Consider the following 17,305-nt stretch of genomic DNA (forward strand, 5'->3'; position numbering starts at 1 on the left):
GAAAAGCATGACCTCCTCTGTTGAACCGCCTCTCAAAGGCGTCCGCGTCGTCGAGCTCACGCACACCATCCTCGGTCCGTCCTGCGGCATGATCCTGGCCGACCTGGGCGCCGAGGTGATCAAGGTCGAGCCGGTCGACGGCGACCGCACCCGCCGGCTGCGCGGCTTCGGCGGCGGCTTCTTCGGCTACTTCAACCGCAACAAGAAGAGCCTGGCGCTCGACGCCGATTCGACCGAGGGCCGCAAGGTGCTGGTCAAGCTGCTGCAGTCGGCCGACGTGATGATCGAGAACTTCGCGCCGGGCTCGATGGCCAAGCGCGGGCTGGGGCCGGCGGACATCGAGAAGATCAATCCGCGCCTGGTCTACTGCGCGCTCAAGGGCTTCCTGCCGGGTCCGTACGAGAAGCGGCCGGCGCTCGACGAGGTCGTGCAGATGATGGGCGGGCTCGCCTACATGACCGGCCCGAGCGGGCGGCCGTTGCGCGCCGGCACCTCGGTGGTCGACATCATGGGCGGCATGTTCGGCGCCTTCGGCACGGTGCTCGCGCTGAAGCAGCGCGACCGCACGGGGAAGGGCGGGCTCGTCGAATCGGCGCTGTTCGAATCGGTGGTGTTCCTGATGGGCCAGCATCTGGCGATCACGGCGATGAATGGCGCGCCGCCGCCGCCGATGCCCGAGCGGGTGAGCTCGTGGGCGATCTACGAGATCTTCAACACCTCGGACGGCCAGCAGGTCTTCATCGGCATCACCTCGGACGGCCAGTGGAAGCGCTTCTGCGAGTTCTTCAAGCAGGACGCGCTGGCCTCCGACCCCAGGCTCGCCACCAACAACCAGCGCATCGAGGCGCGGCCATGGCTGGTGCCGAAGGTCGCCGAGGTGTTCAAGCGCTACACCAAGGACGCGCTCGAGCAGATGTGCCTCGACGCCGACATCTCCTTCGCGCCGGTGGCGCGGCCGCAGGACCTGTTCGACCATCCGCACCTGCTGGCCAACGGCTCGCTGGCGCCGACCACCCTGCCGGGCGGGGTGAAGACGCGCCTGCCGCTGCTGCCGTTCCAGATGCTGGGCTGGCGGCCGCCCTTGGTCAGCGATCCGCCCGAGGTCGGCCAGCACAACGACCAGGTGCTGGGGGAGATCGGCTACGACAAGGCCGGCATCGCCGCGCTCGAGGCCGCCGGCGCGCTCGGTCCGAAATAGCGGCGATGGAGGGCAGGACGGTCGCGTTGGCTGTCGCTGCCCTGGGATGGCTGGTCGCGGGCCTGATCGCCTTCGTCTTCGTCGTCTGGTTCGGCTTCGCCGGGATCGGGCTGATCGGCCTGCTGCTGTGTTTCATCTGCGTGCGCATCGAGCTCGAGAAGGACGCCGCGGTCGGCAGCGGCTGGACGCCGCATCTGATCGCCAGCCAGCACGAAGCGGTCCGAGGCAATCGGCAGCCGCGCATTGCAACGCGGATGCAAATGCAGAGTCACATCTTGTGCGTCGCCGGCGCCGACTCCTCGTCGCCGAACGCCGGGTAGTCGGGATCGAGCAGGAAGGGGTGTGGGCCCGAGAAGCTGCCGATGAAGGCGGTGTGGGTGATCGTGCCGACCTCGGGCTGCCACAGATGCAGGTGATAGCCCGGCGGCTCCATGGTGAAGGTGGCGTCGTCGTGCGGCATCAGGTCGAGCACGACCTGGTGGGCAACGCTCGGCGCCACCGAGCCGATGGTGCCGGCCCAGCGGATCTGGATCGAGCGGTGATGATGGCCGCAGGCGACCCGCTCGATGTTGGCGCGGTCCTTGAGGAGCGCGGCCATCGCCGGGGCGTTGCGGCAGTTGATCGAATCCATGTGCTGCAGCCCCGTCGGGAACGGCGGGTGATGCATGAAGATGAAGGTCGGGCGGTCGGGCTGCTCGTCGAGCCGCGCCTTCAGCCAGTCGAGCCGGGGGCCGTCCATCTCGCCGTGGCCCTTGCCCGGCACGACGGTGTCGAGGCCGATCAGCCGCATAGGCAGGTCCTCGACGGTGTAGTGGAGGTGCTCGCCGCCCCCGGAGCCAATCTTCGGCAGGTAGCCGTCGCCGCCGAACACCAGCCGCATGTTCTCGCGGCGGTCGTGATTGCCGGGGATGAGGTACACCGGCATCGAGAGCGGCCTGAGGCAGTCGCGCAGCAGCTCGTACTCCTCGACGAGGCCGCAGTCGGTCAGGTCGCCCGACGCGATGACCGCGTCGGGCTTGAGCGGCTGGGCGAGGATCGACGCGACCGCGGCGCGCAGCATCGCCTCGGTGTCGACGATGCCGTAGGCCTTCTTGCCCGACGGCCGGATATGCAGGTCGGTGATCTGGGCGATGAGGGTCATGGTGGACCTTATGGCAGCTTCAGCGCGGTCTGGTCGACATAGGGCTTCATCAGCGCGTCGGCGTTCTTCTGCGCGTCCTTGACCGCCTGGGGCGCCTTCTTCTTGCCGTTCAGCACCGCCTGGATCTCGTCCTCCAGCGCCTTGCGCACCGCCACGGTCTGGTAGGTCGCGAACCACGGCTTGGCGTAGGGGAGCTGGTCGAGCGCCACCTTGGCCTCGGGGTTCTTGGCCATGAAGTCCTTCATCTCGGCGGTGTCGTAGGGCGACTTGCGCGGCGAGAAGTAGCCGGTGAAGCGGCTCCAGCCGCCCAGGGTCTCGGTCGAGGAGAGCCACTTGGCGAACTTCCAGCCCGCCGCCTTCTGCTCCTCGCTGAGGCCCTTGAACATCACCAGAGAGCCGCCGCCGATCGGCACGGCGTTGCGCACGTTCCTCGGCACGAAGGCGACGCCGAACGGCTGCTTCATGTTATCGCGCACGAAGGAGAGGCTGCCGGTCGACAGCAGCATCATCGAGACCTTGCCGGCGAGGAAGGTGGTCGACAGCGCCGGGCCCTCGACCACGCCCTGCGCCATCACCTTGTGCTTGAACACCAGGTCCTCGACGAATTGCGCCGCGCCCAGCATCGAGGGCGTGTCGTAGTAGACCTCGCCGCCATACTCCTCGTTGAAGTAGCGGCCGCCGTTGGACATCGAGAGCGCTTCCATGATCCAGCCCATGTAGTCGTAGCCTTCGGGCAGGCCGAAGCCCATGCGGTCTGATCTGGTCAGCTTCTTGGCGGCGTCGACCAGCTCCGCCCAGGTCTGCGGCGGCTTCTCCGGATCGAGGCCGGCCTCCTTGAAATGGTCCTTGTTGTAATAGAGCAGCGGCGTCGAGTTCTGGAACGGAATGGCGTAGAGGTCGCCGTCGACGATGGCGTTGGCATGCACCGCAGGCCAGAAGTCGTCGAGGAACTTCGCCTTGGTCGTGCCGTCGGCCTTGAGCAGCGGCTCGAGCGAGACGATGTCGCCCGCGAGCTTGAGGTCCAATACGAAGTTGGCGCTCATCAGCACCACCGCCGGCGGCTTGCCGGCCTTGGCCGCGGCCTGCGCCTTGAGCTTGGTGTCGTCGTAGCTGCCGGTGTAGGCGGCGGTGACGGCGACCTCCTTCTGGCTGTCGTTGTAGACCTTGACCAGCCGCGTCATCTCGCGCGACAGCTTGCCGTCGACCGGCACCGGAAAGAAGAAATCGATCTTGGTCTGCGCCCATGTGGCGGTTGGCGCGAGCGCCACCGCAACGGCCAATGACTTGATCCAACGCATGAGAAGTCTCCCTTCATCCTTTGAGTCCTGCGAACATGAAGCTGTTGACGAACTGACGCTGGAAGATCGCGAACAGGAGCAGCAGCGGCGCCATCACCAGCAGCGTGCCGGCGGCCAGCAGGCCCCATTCGCGGCCGCCCTCGGTCGAGAGGGCGAAGGTGGCGAGGCCGATCGTGAGCGTATGGGTGCGTGGCTCGTTCAGCACCATCAGCGGCCACAGGAACTCGTTCCAGTGCGCCATCAGCGATACCAGCGAGAAGGCGATCAGGCCGGGCTTGGCCATCGGCAAAAGCACATGCCACAGCGCCTGTCCCCAGTGCGCGCCGTCGATCACGGCGGCCTCCTCGAAGTCGCGCGGGATCTGGCGGAAGGTCTGGCGCATCAGGAAGGTGCCGAAGGCCGAGGCGAAGTAGGGCGCCATCACGCCCGCCAGGCTGCCGTACAGGCCGAGATCGACGATGGTGCGCAGGTTGGGCACGATCAGGATCGGCGGCACCAGCATGAGCTGCAGCAGGAAGACGTAGAAGATCGTCTCGCGGCCGGGGAAGGAGAGCCGCGCGAAGGCGTAGCCCGCCAGCGAGATCGTGACGATCTGTACGGCCAGAATCCCGAACGCCACGATCGCGGTGTTCACGTAGTAGACGGCGAAATCGCCGCTCTCGAAGGCGTTGCGGAAGTTGTCGAGCGTCGGGATGTAGTCCGGCAGCAGCGAGGCCATGCCGATGCCGCCCGCGGTCTCCGGCCGGAACGATGCCACCAGCGTCCACAGGAAGGGCGTCGACCACAGGAAGGCCGTGATCGCCATCAGGCCGGCAACGACGAGGGCGCTGCGCTGCCGCCGTCGTCCCGACCGGAGCGAAGCGGAGTGGAGGGACCCCGTCTCCGCGGTCATGGCTGTCTCAATGGAGAGAAGGCCCCTCGGCTTCGCTCGGGGCGACGGTTACGAGGCTGCATGGGCGCCGCGCTCCATGGTCTTGAGGGAGAACACCGAGAGCGCGAGCAGGAACGACACCGAGAGCAGGCTTGCGGCGGCGGCCTTGCCGTAGGCGAAGTTCTCGTGCGCCTGCTCGTAGATGTAATAGAGCACCAGCTTGGTCGAGTTGCTGGGCCCGCCCTTGGTCAGCACGATCACATGGTCGACCTGGGTCAGCACGTTGATCAACGCGATCACCAGCACGAACGCCGTCGTCGGGGCGAGCAGCGGCACGATCACGTAGCGCAGCCGCTGCCAGGCGTTGCAGCCGTCGATGGTCGCGGCCTCGAGCACCTCGCCGGGCAGCGTCGTCAGCCCCGCGAGATAGAACAGCATGTAGTAGCCGGCGTTCTTCCACACCGTGATGCCGATCAGCGACCACAGCGCCACGTCGGGATCGCCCAGCCAGTTGGCGCCGCGCACGCCGAGCTTGGCGAGGTAATGGTCGAACAGCCCGACGCCGGGCAGGAAGATGAAGAAGAACAGCGACGCCGCCGCGACCAGCGGCACCATCGACGGGAACAGCAGGATCGCCCGCATGATCGCGTTGAAGCGGGTCGCGCGCTGGACGGCCAAAGCGAACAGCAGCGCCAGGGCCATGCTCGCCGGCACCGTGCCGGCGGCATAGATCAGGTTGTTGGCGACCGACTGGGTGAAGGCCTTGTCGGCGAACAGCGCAGTGTAGTTGCCGAGCCCGACGAACAGCGTCTTGCCCGTCGCATGCGGCTTGTCATGCAGCGATTCCCAGGCGACGCGCCCGATCGGCAGGTAGGTGAAGGCCGCCAGCAGCAGCAGCGACGGCGCCAGCAGCAGCCAGGGCAAGAGCCGGCGCTGCAGCCGGTGACCGGATACCGGTCGAGCGTGCGAAGCGTCGAACGGCGCCTGGGCTGCAGCCACGGATGTCATGCGCGACCGCTACTGTCCCCCCATGATGCGTCCATTTCCTTCTTGTTACGGCGATGTTACGCCGAACTGCGAGGCGGGGACAAATCGCCGCCATCGTCAGCCGAGGCCCAGGCTACGATGAGGGCGATGAAAGCGTGGAGCTATCTGCGCCGCGCCGTGGCCGAAAGCTGTGCGCCGGCGCGCAACTGGCGCTGGATGCTGGCGAGCCTCGGAATCGGCGCGGGCTTCGGCCTGATCGCCGGCTTGCAGCGGCTCGGCAACGAGCCGGCGCGCGTGTCGCCGGAGGTTGCGACAGTGGCTGTGCGAGCAGCCGTGACCTTCTTCGCGGTGGCCTGGCTGGCCGCGGTGGCAATCCGCTTCATCCGCCTTTGGCGAGCCTGACCGGCGCGCCGTCCGCCGAGGTCTCGGGCGGCGAATCGATCACCCGATCGGTCGGCGCCAGCCCCACCGCAGCGCCGGCTGACGATGCCGATCACGGCGGCCGCCGATCAGAGCCGGTGGAGCTTCGGGCCGTGGTCCGGCGCTCCCGGCCGCTTGACCAGTTGGCAGAGCGACGGCGTGCGCTCGCTGACGGCGGCATGCGTCACGGGCGGGTCGGGCGGGTCGGCGATCGGGCCGCTGACGCAGGCGAAGGCCAGGGCTCCGCCGAAGACGAGGGCGACCGCTGCAGTTGCCACCAGGCTTTCTGCGGCGCGGCGCGGCGAGATCACATGATCCTGCCAGCGATAGGGGGCGGGTTCGTACAGCATGGACGGAGATGTGGCTCTCTCGTCTCGCAACTGCGAGGGTGCGGCGCGTCAACTGCGCGTGAGGGGTGCAGCGTGAATGCTCTTTCAATGCGCGTCTGGCGCCGTGAGCTTCAATCCGGCCGCATTTTGTGCACCGCACTTTTCACGTCCCGGTAACGCTCAACTCACGCCCGCCGGACGGCGATGGTCTTCAATCCGTCATCTTGGATGGAGAGCAGCGATGCGGAGCTTTATTGAACAGGCAGGCGCGGCCCGGGAGGCCGCTACAGGGATCCGCCGGCATGTGACAAGCCGGGACGGATCGGACATGGCCTCGACCCTGAAGCGCAGCGATAGGCTCGATGCCCAAGGCGCCGAGTTGGAATACCGCTGGCTTGCGCTGACCGGCACGCCACAGGAACGCCTCAGTGCGTGGCGCGCGTGGTGGATGTGCCGGCGCGAACGACGCTGACCGGCGGCTGACGCCGCGGTCGCACGGCGCCTGGCCTGTCGAACAATCCACGAAGAAGAAGCGATCGGGGTGCAGCCTTCGACCTGCCGTGAAGATTTTCAGCGGCGAGAATGCCGCGGGCGTTCGCACGCGGTGACGTGTTCTGGCGCCGGGGATGTTTTTCTAGACCGTCATGGCCTTTGCTTCCAACTGTTCGGCCCGGCTGACGAGTTGCTCGGCTTGCGACCGAAGGCGGGTCTGATCGTCGGCATTGGTGACACGCTCGGCTTGCCGTTTGGCGCGCTGCGCCAGATCGCGCGCGGTCTGCGCCTGCAGCAGCAGCGTCTCCTGTTCAACGCTCACCATCGGCCCGTCTCCAGTCATGGTCGTTCACACGGGTTGATTTCTCGGAAGCTCACAAGTCGGCCGCTCGCCTCGTCCCACAAGGCCAGCCACGGCGCGCCCAGTCCGCGCAGCAGGCTGAGCGGCTTGACCGGCCAAATGCGCTGGACGGCGTCGTGCGCTGCAGCGAGCCGGTAGCTGGGCACGCGGGGATTGAGATGGTGGATATGATGGAAGCCGATGTTGCCCGTGATCCAGCGCAGCACGCGGGGCAGGTGCAGCCATGACGATGCCTCCATCGAAGCGGCCGCGGCATCCCAGTCGCCGCACCGCGTCCACTGGGCCGTATCGAACCGGTGCTGCACGGAGAACAGCCAGACGCCGATGATCGATGCAACGACCATCACCGACACATGAACCGTCAGGACCCGCTGCCAACCCAGCAGCAGCGCCAGCGTACCGAACAACGCCGCGAGCGTGAGGTTGGTGAGATGGACCGAAAGACGCTCGCGCCTCCATCGGCGCGGCGTATCGAACGGCACGCGATAGAGCACCAGGAACACCAGCGGCGGCAGCAGCAGATGGGCGACCAGCGGATGGCGCGGCAGGCGATGCCGCCAGCGCCGCCAGCGCGGCAGCGCGAGGTACTCGCGAACCGTCAGGCAGTCTGAATAGATGTCGAGACCGCTGCGACGGTCGAGGTTGCTCCAGTTGCCGTGATGCTGGCTGTGCTGGCGCGCCCAATTGGCGAAAGGGGTCAGCGTGATCACGCTGCACAGCCGGCCGATGACGGTATTGGCGCGCTGCGAACGGAAGAACGATCCGTGGCCGCAGTCGTGCTGCACGATGAAGACGCGCACCATCAGTGCACCGGTGGGCACAGCCAGCGCCATGGTAAGGAAGATCGAAATCGGAAAGACGAGGTACATCGCGGCGCAAGCGGCGATGAAGGGGCCGAACGACGTCAGAAGTTGTACTAGGCCGTCATGCTTGATGGGCCGCGCGAATGCGGCAACAGCCTGCCGCGCGGCACCCGCCTGGGGCGGCTCTTGTTCTGAATCCCCGGCCAGGGTCTCCAAGGCTGCGCCGGTCAGTCCAGCGCCTTCAGGTTCTCGGCGGCCGTCTTGCCGCGACGGTCGATGTCCGGTTGGAAGAAGCCAAAGCCTTTGGCTTCGTCAAACCACTTCACGGTTCCTCGGGACATGGGGCACCTTTCACGAGCATGGATGTACCGGTCGACCCAGGCGGGGGCCGGCCGTCGAAGTCGAACCATTTCGGGATTTCGGAGGTCGCGAAAGTTCCAACCGCGCCCCAGGTGGTCAGTCCCTCGAGACATGGGCTCTCCCGCCGCACTTACAAGCCTTTGGGCAAGCCTGCGGACAAGCCTTCGGACGGAATCATCTTGCCTTTATTGCGTATTGGACGACCGCCCTCGGAAGACGTACAGCTTGGCGAGTTCGGGCGACGATCCTCGCCGTGCTGGATCCAAGCGCGCGTCGTCTTCACCGTGCTGCCGCTTGAGCACCGCTGCCCGTCACCGCCCCGAGGAGGTCACGCATGGAAGCGTTTGACGACAGGCGCACGCGCCTTCGCCACGAGCTCCAGGAGGCCTACGACACCTGGCTGCGGATCAGCGAGTCATGCGCCACTCGCGAATCGATCGCCGACGCTCTCGATGTTTCGGGTTGCCCCGAATCGGCTCAGCTTGAATGGTTCGAGTATCTGGCGGCCAAGCAGCGGCTGATCCTCGCCTATGCCGAACGGCAGGCGAACGATGTCCGCTAGCCCGCGATCCGGAGAGGAGGGACGGCGGCCGCCGGGCTCGCTGGCCTGGCGGCAATACGAGGTGAAACTGATGTCCGGCAGCACGGCGATCCTGGGCTTCTCTCTGGCCGACCCGAGTCACAAGACGATGGCGCGCGTGAAGCGCGAGCGCGCCGCATCGAACCTCGGCCTGCTCATCGTGCTCGACGACCCGGACTCGGTGGAGGAAGTGGTGCTGTGGTTCCAGCAAGCCACCTCGCTCACCCTGCTGTCCCAGAGCGGTGACATGATGATCGGCGAAGAAGTGAGGGCCCTGTTGCCGCGGTACTTCACGGTGTTCTTCGACGAGGTGAAGGAGATCGCCCCGGACCTCGCCGACATCCTGCTCGCCCCCGTGCCGCGGACGGGCGAGAAGAACCTTCACTGAGGCAAAGCCGATGGGGAGAGGGGCGGCCGCGAAGCCGCGCTTCTACGACGCCGTTTTCAGCCGCCGCCATTCCTTCTCGTCGGGAAGTCCCTCGGAGATGTCGACGTGCGCGATGCGCCCGTGGCGGTCCGACGGTTTGCCGGTGAAGCGCAGCGGCAGCTTCCGGCCGTCGGCGGTGACGAGATGCAGGCCGCGACGTTCGAAGGCGCCCAGCAGGACGCCCGCTTCCAGGCTCAGCTCGCCGGATGCCACAACCGCGCCGGGACGCATGACGTAGCCGTCCAGCTCGTAGCCAGCGGGACCGATCGGACCGTCGGTACTGGCCAGCGTGCCGTTGCCGCGCAACTTGCCGAGGAATTTCATGAGCGTGACCTGCGCCGCGCGGTCAGGAGCGGAATGGCGAGGATGCCGGCCGCTGCAGGCCGGCGAACACACCGTTCTTGGCCGAGGCCGCATCCTTCTCGAGGCGGGCGGCCCTGCTCTCCAGCTCCACGGCATCGCGCATGAGCTGGTCGCGGTCGGCCCCCGGCGCTTGGGCGGCGGACAATTTCCGCGCCCGACGTGCCTCGGCGAGAAGCGCATCGGCTTTCCGCAAGAGAGTGTCTTTGGTGATGTCCATTCGTCGGCCTCCGCACGCCTATTGGGAATCGGTCCGTCTCCCCGCCGCGCGGTCCGCCAGTACATCCGTGGTCGGCGGCGGCGGAGAAACGAGGGCGCCGTTTCCGGCGGCCCCTTACCGAACTGATGGCCGGGTCAGCCGATCGGCTTCAGGTTCTCGGCCGACATCTTGCCGCGGCGGTCCTGCACCAGATCGAACTGAAGCTTCTGCCCCTCGGTCAGGTGCTGCAGGCCGGCGCGCTCGACGGCGCTGATATGGACGAAGGCATCCGCGCCGCCGTCATCCGGCTGGATGAAGCCGAAGCCCTTGGTTGTGTTGAACCACTTCACGGTTCCCTGAGACATGGAACGCCTTTCACGAGCATGGATATGCCGGCCAACCACGAGGGGCGGACCTGTCGAAGTTGCAATTTTTTCAGGATCTCGGAGGCGCTGCGAAAGCTGGAGCCGCAGCCAAGTCGTCAGTCCGTGTATCGACTGAGTTAATATGGTCTTTCCGACCGCACTTACAAGGCCCCCGCCCGCCTAAGGAGAAAAAGCGCAGGGGGTGTGATCGGTAGTGCGTCTAACAATCCATCCTGTGGATAAATGGGAACGCCACTAGAACAAGTGTCAATAACATTAATTGATTCAAGCTTCTATTTATCCCCTTGTTGACTAGAACAAAGAGCGTACAGTGCCGCACACACGCCGCGGACTTATCCGCATTGCCGCCCCGAAGCGGGCCATGGGACATAGAGGAGGCAGCCAATGTCGGCAGCGCTGAAACTGGTCGAGAAAGAAGGCATGGAGAACAAGAACAAGGCCCTGGACGCCGCCCTCGCCCAGATCGAGCGCGCTTTCGGCAAGGGCTCCATCATGAAGCTCGGCCAGCGCGAGGCGCTGGAGATCGAGGCGATCTCGACCGGCTCGCTGGGCCTCGATATCGCGCTCGGCATCGGTGGACTCCCGAAGGGCCGCGTCATCGAAATCTACGGCCCGGAAAGCTCGGGCAAGACGACGCTGGCGTTGCACGTCATCGCCGAAGCCCAGAAGAAGGGCGGCGCCTGCGCCTTCATCGATGCCGAGCATGCGCTCGATCCGGCCTACGCCAAGAAGCTCGGCGTCGACATCAACAACCTCTTGATCTCCCAGCCCGATGCCGGCGAGCAGGCGCTCGAGATCGCCGACACGCTGGTGCGCTCGGGCGCGATCGAGGTGCTGGTGATCGATTCGGTCGCCGCCCTGGTGCCGCGCGCCGAGCTCGAAGGCGAGATGGGCGATTCGTTGCCCGGCCTGCACGCCCGCCTGATGAGCCAGGCGTTGCGCAAGCTCACCGCGACGATCTCCAAGTCGAACACGCTGGTGATCTTCATCAACCAGATCCGCATGAAGATCGGCGTGATGTTCGGCAGCCCCGAGACCACGACCGGCGGCAATGCGCTCAAGTTCTACGCCTCGGTGCGCCTCGACATCCGCCGCATCGGCGCGCTCAAGGATCGCGACGAGGTGGTCGGCAACCAGACCCGCGTGAAGGTGGTGAAGAACAAGGTCGCGCCGCCGTTCAAGGTGGTCGAGTTCGATATCATGTACGGCGAGGGCATCAGCAAGACCGGCGAGCTGATCGATCTTGGCGACAAGGCCGGCGTGGTCGAGAAGTCGGGCTCGTGGTTCTCCTACGACGGCCAGCGCATCGGCCAGGGCCGCGAGAACGCCAAGAATTACCTGCGCGAGCACCCCGAGGTGGCGCAGGCGATCGAGAAGAAGGTCCGCGAGAACGCCGGCATCCTGGCGGGCGCGCTGGACGGCTCGAAGGAAGAGGATGACGAGGACGAGGAATAGCGCTCAGCCCCTCGAGCGCTCACGCCGAAAGACAGGACTCTCCCCTGATCTTCGGTCTCCGGCGGTGCCGCCCCACGGCACCGCCGTTTTTATTAGAGAGGGGGCCCCCTGCCGACAGGAAGAAGGGGGATTGACACTCTGAGACTCCTGCCGGGAAAGCGCGACGCCATCGGCATCCGCCAGGTCTCACGACTTGAGACTCGTGAGACTCCCGAGGAATCTCTGGACCCATTCCGTACCCGGTCGCCGCTTCGCGGAGACGGGCCTCTTGCGGCTCCAGGCGAAGAGCAAGGCCAGGGGGAACCAGGTGTCGCTCTCGTCCTGCAGCCGCCGCGCGCCGGCCGACAGCTTCGGCACCGGCACCGGCGTCACGCCTTCCTGCGCCGGTCCCGCACAAAGCTCGGCCGGCGAGGTCACGAGATATTCGCGGCAAACCAGCGGCCGGTCGGGATGGATCGAGCAGCTCTCCTTCTCGAGGAACGGGCAGGGCACGCCCAGGGCGAAGTACGCCAGCGACAACGCCCGATCAGACCGGGCGGACTCCCGGTCGCTGCGGGTTGCACGCTCGGCCAGGCCCGCCCGGGCGATCGCCGCTTCCGCCGCCGCGAACCGTGTTCGCACCGCCTTGCGCCGCTCCCGGGGCATCGCCTCGATCAGCGCCAGCAGCGCTTCACCCTCGGTGCGCGAGATCGGCACGAGCTGGCGGCAGCAGGCGCCGCAGCCCTTGCGGCAGGAGATAGCCTTGCCCTTCTCCGCGGCCTCGACCACCGCGTTCACCAGCCCCTCCAGGGCCGGCAGCACGGCGGTCGCGGCCACCGGGCGGGTGGGGACGGTGAGCGGATGGGCGATCTGAAGGTCGCCGACCTTGAGACGGAGAGTTGCCGTGGATTGGCCTGTTTCGGCCATGAATCGCCGTTTCCCGCGTTGTGGACTAGGCCGCCGCGCGCACGCTACAAGGACCGCATTATGGCAAGCGTCAGCGACATCCGTCGCACATTCCTAGAATACTTCCGCACGAACGGCCATGAGGTCGTCGCGTCGAGCCCGCTGGTGCCGCGCAACGACCCGACGTTGATGTTCACCAACGCCGGCATGGTGCAGTTCAAGAACGTCTTTACCGGCCTGGAGAAGCGGCCCTACACGCGCGCCGCCACGTCGCAGAAGTGCGTGCGCGCCGGCGGCAAGCACAACGACCTCGAGAATGTCGGCTACACCGCGCGCCATCACACCTTCTTCGAGATGCTGGGCAACTTCTCGTTCGGCGACTACTTCAAGGAGCTGGCGATCGAGCTCGCCTGGAACCTGATCACCAAGGAGTACGGCCTCGCCAAGGACCGGCTGCTGGTGACCGTGTTCAGCGAGGACGAGCAGGCGGCCGAGATCTGGCGCAAGGTCACGGGCTTCTCCAACAGCAAGATCATCCGCATCCCGACGTCCGACAATTTCTGGGCGATGGGCGACACCGGCCCGTGCGGCCCGTGCTCAGAGATCTTCTTCGACCACGGCGACGGCATTCCCGGCGGCCCGCCGGGCAGCCCCGACCAGGACGGCGACCGCTTCATCGAGATCTGGAACCTGGTCTTCATGCAGTTCGAGCAGCAGACCAAGGAGACCCGCGTCCCGTTGCCCAAGCCGTCGATCGACACCGGCATGGGGCTGGAGCGGCTGGCTGCCGTCCTGCAGCACAAACACAACAACTACGACATCGATCTCTTCCGCGCCCTGATCGAGGCGGTGGCGCACGAGACCGGCGTCAATCCCGACGGACCGCAGGCGGCCTCGCACAAGGTGATCGCCGACCATCTGCGCGCGACCTCGTTCCTGATCGCCGACGGCGTGCTGCCGTCGAACGAGGGCCGCGGCTATGTGCTGCGCCGCATCATGCGCCGCGCGATGCGCCACGCCCACATTCTGGGGGCGCAGGACCCGATGGTCTTCAAGCTGGTGCCGACCCTGGTGCACGAGATGGGCGATGCCTATCCGGAGCTGGTGCGGGCGCAGCCGCTGATCGCCGAGACGCTGAAGCTCGAGGAGACGCGCTTCAAGAAGACGCTGGGCACCGGCCTCAAGCTGCTCGACGACGAGACCAAGGGCCTGAGCGCCGGCGGCACGCTGAAGGGCGAGGTCGCCTTCAAGCTCTACGACACGTTCGGCTTCCCGCTCGACCTGACGCAGGACGTGCTGCGGGCGCGCGACATCGCGGTCGACACCGCGGGCTTCGAGAAGTCTATGGACGAGCAGCGCGCCAAGGCGCGCGCGGCCTGGGCGGGCTCCGGCGAGACTGCCGACCAGGCGATCTGGTTCGACGTGCGCCAGAAGGTCGGCGCCACCGAGTTCCTGGGCTACGACACCGAGCAGGCCGAGGGCAAGGTCGTGGCGATCATCGTCGACGGCAAGGAAGTCTCCGCGCTGAAGGCGGGGCAGACCGGCTGGCTGATCGCCAACCAGACGCCGTTTTACGCCGAGTCGGGCGGCCAGCAGGGCGACAACGGCCGCTTCGCGGGCGGCAACGGCGAGGCGGCGATCCTCGACGTCCAGAAGATGGTGGGCGACCTGCATGCCCATCACGCCACGGTCGAGAAGGGCGGGATCAAGGTCGGCGACGATGTCGTCATGACGGTCGACCCGATCCGCCGCGCGCAACTGCGGGCGCATCATTCGGCGACGCATCTGCTGCACGAGGCGCTGCGCCGCCATCTCGGCACGCACGTCACGCAGAAGGGCTCGCTGGTCGCGCCCGATCGGCTGCGCTTCGACATCAGCCACACCAAGGCGATTTCGGCCGAGGAGCTGCGCGCGGTCGAGGACGAGGTCAACGCGCGCATCCGGCTGAACAGCCCGGTGATGACGCGGCTGATGACTCCGGAGGAGGCGATCGCGGCCGGCGCGATGGCGCTGTTCGGCGAGAAGTACGGCGACGAGGTGCGCGTGCTGTCGATGGGCGGCCGGGACGGCGAGACCTACTCGGTCGAGCTGTGCGGCGGCACCCATGCGCTGCGCACCGGCGACATCGGCCTGTTCCGCATTCTCGGCGAGGGTGCGGTGTCGTCCGGCGTGCGCCGCATCGAGGCGGTCGCGGGCAACGCGGCCGAGGCGCATGTGCGGCACCAGATCGACCTGCTCAACCAGGCGGCGTCGGTGATGAAGGTGCGGCCGGAGGACCTGCCGGCGCGGCTGCAGGCGCTGATCGACGGCCAGCGCAAGATCGAACGCGAGCTCTCCGATGCGCGCAAGGCGCTCGCCATGGCGGGCGGCGGCGGTGCCGCTAATCCGGCCGACGAGATCCGCGAGGTGGCGGGTGTGAAGATGGTCGCCCGCGTGCTGAACGGCGTGCCTGGCAAGGACCTCAAGGGCATGGCCGACGAGTACAAGAAGAAGCTGGGCTCGGGCGTGGTCGCGCTGATCGGCGTCGAGGAGGGCAAGGCCTCGGCGGTGGTCGGCGTCACCGACGATCTCGCCAAGAGGATGAGCGCGGTCGAGCTGGTGAAGGCCGGCGTCGCGGCGCTGGGCGGCAAGGGCGGCGGCGGCCGGCCCGACATGGCGCAGGGCGGCGGCCCCGATGCGGCCAAGGCGTCCGATGCCCTGAAGGCGATCGAGGCCGCAGTCGGCGGGGCGAAGTGATGCGGCGCCTCGGCCTCCTCGCGATCCTGCTGCTGGCGGCGTGCGCACAGCAGCAGCAGGACGACTCCGCGCGGGCGGCGAGCGATGCCAAGGCCAACGCCAGTCCGGAGAAGTACGCGCGCGACCGCGAGCTGTGCCGCGCGACCGTCAACGACTACATGAAGACCCGGCGCAACATCGACGATTCGCGCCGCGAAGTGTTCGCCGGCAACTACGAGCGCTACGGCCAGACCACGCTGCCGAGCGACATGGCGAATTACGACGACGTCCGCCGCTCCGATCGGCTGATCGCCAACTGCATGGAACAGCGCGGCTATTCGCAGCCGCAGCGGTCGTGGTGGCAGCGCTGAGCTAGTCGCCCTTCTTCTTCGGCGCCGGGGCAGGCTCGGTGATCGACACCGGATCGCTGGCCGGGAAGGTGTCTTCCAGCGCACGGTCGAGCTTCTCGTCCAGGCTGGGTTCGTGGTCGTGGGGCTTGGGCTTCTTGGAATCCATGGCAGGGAGGGAACGCCGCGCCCGCCCGCGAGTTGCCTTCAAATCGCCGACACGCCGACGCCGCACCGCGCTTCAATGACCCTGACGCAAACTGGGAGAATGCCCGTGATCCGCAAAGCCGTGATCGCCGCCGCGCTGGTCCTGTCCGGCTGCGCGCAGGTGCCGATGGCCGACCCGCAGGCCGACCAGGCGGCCAAGGCCTTTCCGCCGCCCGCGCCCGGCAAGGGTGCGCTCTATGTCTATCGCACCGGCTACATGGGCCTCGCCCGACCGATCGACGTGCAGGTCGTCGGCGGCCGCACCGCGCAGCTCGGCTCCAACACCTATCTGCGGCTCGAGGGCCCGCCGGGCCCGATCGAGGTCGATTGCAGGATCGGCGACAAGACCGGCGCCGGCCAGGTGCTGATCGACGAGGGCGGCACGCGATTCGTCGAGGTGTCGATGAAGATCGGCGCGCTGCTGCCGGGCTGCGAGGTCGCCGAGGTCGCGCCGCAGGACGGACAGGCCGCCGTGCAACACAGCCAGCGCGTCACGGTGCAGTAGCCGTCGTCCTCGGAGTCTCGGCGAGCTCCTTGAGGCGGATCTCGGCCAGGGCGACGAACTCGCCGGTCGGATACTTGTCGAGATAGGCCCGCAGCGATTCGATGTTGTCGAGCTCGCGCACCGAGTCCCAGAAGGCGAGCTCGATCTCGCGCTCCGCCGGATCGCGCGCGGCGCCGCCCGAGTCGAGCAGCTCGGCCAGCCGTGCCCGTGCGAGCGTCGCGAAGGCGCCACCGGGATACTGCTCGAGGTAGGCCTCGTAGTCTGCGGCGCGCAGGCTGTCCTTGATCGAGTCCCAGAACACCAGCTCGACCGCCTTGGGGTCGGGAGCGGCTGCGGTGGCCGCCTTGGGGGGCTCGGTCTGGAGCGCGATCGGCTCGGGCGTCGGCGGCGGCGTGGGCTTGCCTTCGCGCGGTAGGATGCGGAAGCAGCGCACCGGCTGGGCGATGTTCTTGACCGCCTGCTCGCCCAGGTCCTCGAACATATGCGGCAGCTTGTGCCGGATCTGGTCTCGCACGCCGCGCGATATGCAGATTCCGCCCGGCTCGGCGAGGCCTTCGAGGCGGGCGGCGATATTGACGCCATCCCCGAAGATGTCGCCATCCTTGACCATCACGTCGCCGACATTGATGCCGATACGGAATTTCAGCCGCTTGGCTTCGTCGAGCGGCGCGTTGGCGAAGGCAAGCTCGCGCTGGATGTCGACCGCGCAGTCCACCGCCGCGAAGACCGAAGCGAACTCGGCCAGCACGCTGTCGCCGGCGGTGTTGAAGATCCGCCCGCCGTGCTGGGCGATCAGTTCATCGGTGATGCTGCGATGGGCCGACAGGATCGCGAGCGTGCCCTCCTCGTCGATCTCCATCATCCGGCTGTAACCTTCGACGTCGGCGGCCAGGATGGCGACGAGTTTCCGTTCGAGAGGAGGGGCTTCCATATCTACCTAACGGCTCGGAGGCGCCGCGGTGGCGGCGGATAACCGACA

The 17,305-nt window shown here is 67.1% G+C and carries 23 protein-coding genes; 10 read left to right on the forward strand and 13 right to left on the reverse strand.

All coding sequences use genetic code 11. The features are described 5' to 3' along the window. The first annotated feature begins 7 nt into the window (after positions 1 to 7). Positions 8 to 1,198, forward strand: a complete 1,191-nt coding sequence (locus tag J0J01_RS11745) for a CaiB/BaiF CoA-transferase family protein (protein WP_296380718.1) — start codon at positions 8 to 10, stop codon at positions 1,196 to 1,198. A 26-nt stretch (positions 1,199 to 1,224) separates the two neighbouring features. Further along, positions 1,225 to 1,518: a hypothetical protein gene (locus J0J01_RS11750; protein WP_296380720.1), complete on the forward strand. Its 294-nt coding sequence runs from the start codon at positions 1,225 to 1,227 to the stop codon at positions 1,516 to 1,518. Here the strand turns inward: J0J01_RS11750 and J0J01_RS11755 are convergent. From J0J01_RS11755 to J0J01_RS11770, 4 genes are all read right to left on the reverse strand, one after another. Continuing rightward, positions 1,467 to 2,339, reverse strand: coding sequence for a phosphodiesterase (locus tag J0J01_RS11755; protein WP_296380721.1), 873 nt, complete (start codon positions 2,337 to 2,339; stop codon positions 1,467 to 1,469). The genes J0J01_RS11750 and J0J01_RS11755 overlap by 52 nt on opposite strands. Before the next feature lie 8 nt (positions 2,340 to 2,347). Next, entirely contained in the window at positions 2,348 to 3,637 is a 1,290-nt protein-coding gene (locus tag J0J01_RS11760; RefSeq protein WP_296380723.1) for an ABC transporter substrate-binding protein, read from the reverse strand. A gap of 13 nt (positions 3,638 to 3,650) precedes the next feature. Further along, the gene (locus J0J01_RS11765) at positions 3,651 to 4,442 is read right to left on the reverse strand and encodes a carbohydrate ABC transporter permease (protein WP_296380725.1); all 792 of its coding nucleotides are present in this window, start codon (positions 4,440 to 4,442) and stop codon (positions 3,651 to 3,653) included. A 135-nt stretch (positions 4,443 to 4,577) separates the two neighbouring features. Further along, a complete protein-coding gene (locus tag J0J01_RS11770; protein WP_296380727.1) occupies positions 4,578 to 5,516 on the reverse strand; it encodes a sugar ABC transporter permease in 939 nt (312 codons plus the stop codon). Between the two features lie 126 nt (positions 5,517 to 5,642). Here J0J01_RS11770 and J0J01_RS11775 point away from each other — a divergent pair, with 126 nt between their 5' ends. Further along, complete coding sequence (locus tag J0J01_RS11775; protein ID WP_296380728.1) at positions 5,643 to 5,897, forward strand: hypothetical protein; 255 nt, start codon at positions 5,643 to 5,645, stop codon at positions 5,895 to 5,897. Between the two features lie 107 nt (positions 5,898 to 6,004). Here J0J01_RS11775 and J0J01_RS11780 read toward each other — a convergent pair whose 3' ends face one another. Beyond that, a complete protein-coding gene (locus J0J01_RS11780) occupies positions 6,005 to 6,265 on the reverse strand; it encodes a hypothetical protein (protein WP_296380730.1) in 261 nt (86 codons plus the stop codon). Between the two features lie 307 nt (positions 6,266 to 6,572). Between J0J01_RS11780 and J0J01_RS11785 the strand changes: the two genes are divergently transcribed. Beyond that, complete coding sequence (locus tag J0J01_RS11785) at positions 6,573 to 6,716, forward strand: hypothetical protein (protein ID WP_296380733.1); 144 nt, start codon at positions 6,573 to 6,575, stop codon at positions 6,714 to 6,716. A 162-nt stretch (positions 6,717 to 6,878) separates the two neighbouring features. Here the strand turns inward: J0J01_RS11785 and J0J01_RS11790 are convergent, their stop codons facing one another. Together J0J01_RS11790 and J0J01_RS11795 are read right to left on the reverse strand one after the other, a co-directional pair. Then, on the reverse strand, positions 6,879 to 7,061 hold the full coding sequence (locus J0J01_RS11790; RefSeq protein ID WP_296380735.1) for a hypothetical protein: 183 nt from the start codon (positions 7,059 to 7,061) through the stop codon (positions 6,879 to 6,881). 14 nt (positions 7,062 to 7,075) lie between these two features. Beyond that, positions 7,076 to 8,116 carry a fatty acid desaturase gene (locus J0J01_RS11795; protein WP_296380736.1) on the reverse strand — a complete coding sequence of 347 codons (1,041 nt, stop codon included), beginning with the start codon at positions 8,114 to 8,116 and terminating at the stop codon, positions 7,076 to 7,078. Between the two features lie 478 nt (positions 8,117 to 8,594). On the opposite strand from J0J01_RS11795, the gene J0J01_RS11805 reads away from it, so the two are divergent. Next, complete coding sequence (locus J0J01_RS11805; protein WP_296380740.1) at positions 8,595 to 8,822, forward strand: hypothetical protein; 228 nt, start codon at positions 8,595 to 8,597, stop codon at positions 8,820 to 8,822. A 70-nt stretch (positions 8,823 to 8,892) separates the two neighbouring features. Next, positions 8,893 to 9,228, forward strand: a complete 336-nt coding sequence (locus J0J01_RS11810) for a hypothetical protein (RefSeq protein WP_296380742.1) — start codon at positions 8,893 to 8,895, stop codon at positions 9,226 to 9,228. A 42-nt stretch (positions 9,229 to 9,270) separates the two neighbouring features. Here the strand turns inward: J0J01_RS11810 and J0J01_RS11815 are convergent, their stop codons facing one another. The 3 genes from J0J01_RS11815 to J0J01_RS11825 all read right to left on the reverse strand — a co-directional run bounded on the left by J0J01_RS11815 (position 9,271) and on the right by J0J01_RS11825 (position 10,191). Then, positions 9,271 to 9,591, reverse strand: coding sequence for a hypothetical protein (locus J0J01_RS11815; protein ID WP_296380744.1), 321 nt, complete (start codon positions 9,589 to 9,591; stop codon positions 9,271 to 9,273). Between the two features lie 22 nt (positions 9,592 to 9,613). After that, positions 9,614 to 9,847 (reverse strand): hypothetical protein, encoded by a 234-nt coding sequence (locus J0J01_RS11820; protein ID WP_296380746.1) that lies wholly within the window; start codon positions 9,845 to 9,847, stop codon positions 9,614 to 9,616. 134 nt (positions 9,848 to 9,981) lie between these two features. Beyond that, positions 9,982 to 10,191, reverse strand: coding sequence for a cold-shock protein (locus tag J0J01_RS11825; protein WP_296380748.1), 210 nt, complete (start codon positions 10,189 to 10,191; stop codon positions 9,982 to 9,984). Positions 10,192 to 10,596: 405 nt separating this feature from the next. On the opposite strand from J0J01_RS11825, the gene recA reads away from it, so the two are divergent. Further along, the gene (gene recA, locus J0J01_RS11830) at positions 10,597 to 11,667 is read left to right on the forward strand and encodes a recombinase RecA (RefSeq protein ID WP_296380749.1); all 1,071 of its coding nucleotides are present in this window, start codon (positions 10,597 to 10,599) and stop codon (positions 11,665 to 11,667) included. Between the two features lie 186 nt (positions 11,668 to 11,853). Here recA and J0J01_RS11835 read toward each other — a convergent pair whose 3' ends face one another. Beyond that, positions 11,854 to 12,573: a YkgJ family cysteine cluster protein gene (locus J0J01_RS11835; RefSeq protein ID WP_296380751.1), complete on the reverse strand. Its 720-nt coding sequence runs from the start codon at positions 12,571 to 12,573 to the stop codon at positions 11,854 to 11,856. Positions 12,574 to 12,633: 60 nt separating this feature from the next. On the opposite strand from J0J01_RS11835, the gene alaS reads away from it, so the two are divergent. Together alaS and J0J01_RS11845 are read left to right on the forward strand one after the other, a co-directional pair. After that, positions 12,634 to 15,288: an alanine--tRNA ligase gene (gene alaS, locus J0J01_RS11840; RefSeq protein ID WP_296380753.1), complete on the forward strand. Its 2,655-nt coding sequence runs from the start codon at positions 12,634 to 12,636 to the stop codon at positions 15,286 to 15,288. Further along, positions 15,288 to 15,638 (forward strand): hypothetical protein, encoded by a 351-nt coding sequence (locus tag J0J01_RS11845; protein ID WP_296380756.1) that lies wholly within the window; start codon positions 15,288 to 15,290, stop codon positions 15,636 to 15,638. The genes alaS and J0J01_RS11845 overlap by 1 nt, the downstream gene beginning before the upstream one ends. Position 15,639: 1 nt before the next feature. On the opposite strand, the gene J0J01_RS11850 is transcribed toward J0J01_RS11845, so the two are convergent. Then, on the reverse strand, positions 15,640 to 15,783 hold the full coding sequence (locus J0J01_RS11850) for a hypothetical protein (RefSeq protein WP_296380758.1): 144 nt from the start codon (positions 15,781 to 15,783) through the stop codon (positions 15,640 to 15,642). A gap of 105 nt (positions 15,784 to 15,888) precedes the next feature. On the opposite strand from J0J01_RS11850, the gene J0J01_RS11855 reads away from it, so the two are divergent. Beyond that, on the forward strand, positions 15,889 to 16,326 hold the full coding sequence (locus tag J0J01_RS11855; RefSeq protein ID WP_296380760.1) for a hypothetical protein: 438 nt from the start codon (positions 15,889 to 15,891) through the stop codon (positions 16,324 to 16,326). Here the strand turns inward: J0J01_RS11855 and J0J01_RS11860 are convergent. Continuing rightward, positions 16,313 to 17,257 carry an adenylate/guanylate cyclase domain-containing protein gene (locus J0J01_RS11860; protein WP_296380761.1) on the reverse strand — a complete coding sequence of 315 codons (945 nt, stop codon included), beginning with the start codon at positions 17,255 to 17,257 and terminating at the stop codon, positions 16,313 to 16,315. The two genes, J0J01_RS11855 and J0J01_RS11860, sit on opposite strands and share 14 nt — an antisense overlap. Positions 17,258 to 17,305 lie beyond the last annotated feature (48 nt).

This window comes from Reyranella sp., assembly GCF_017305915.1.
GTDB lineage: Bacteria > Pseudomonadota > Alphaproteobacteria > Reyranellales > Reyranellaceae > Reyranella.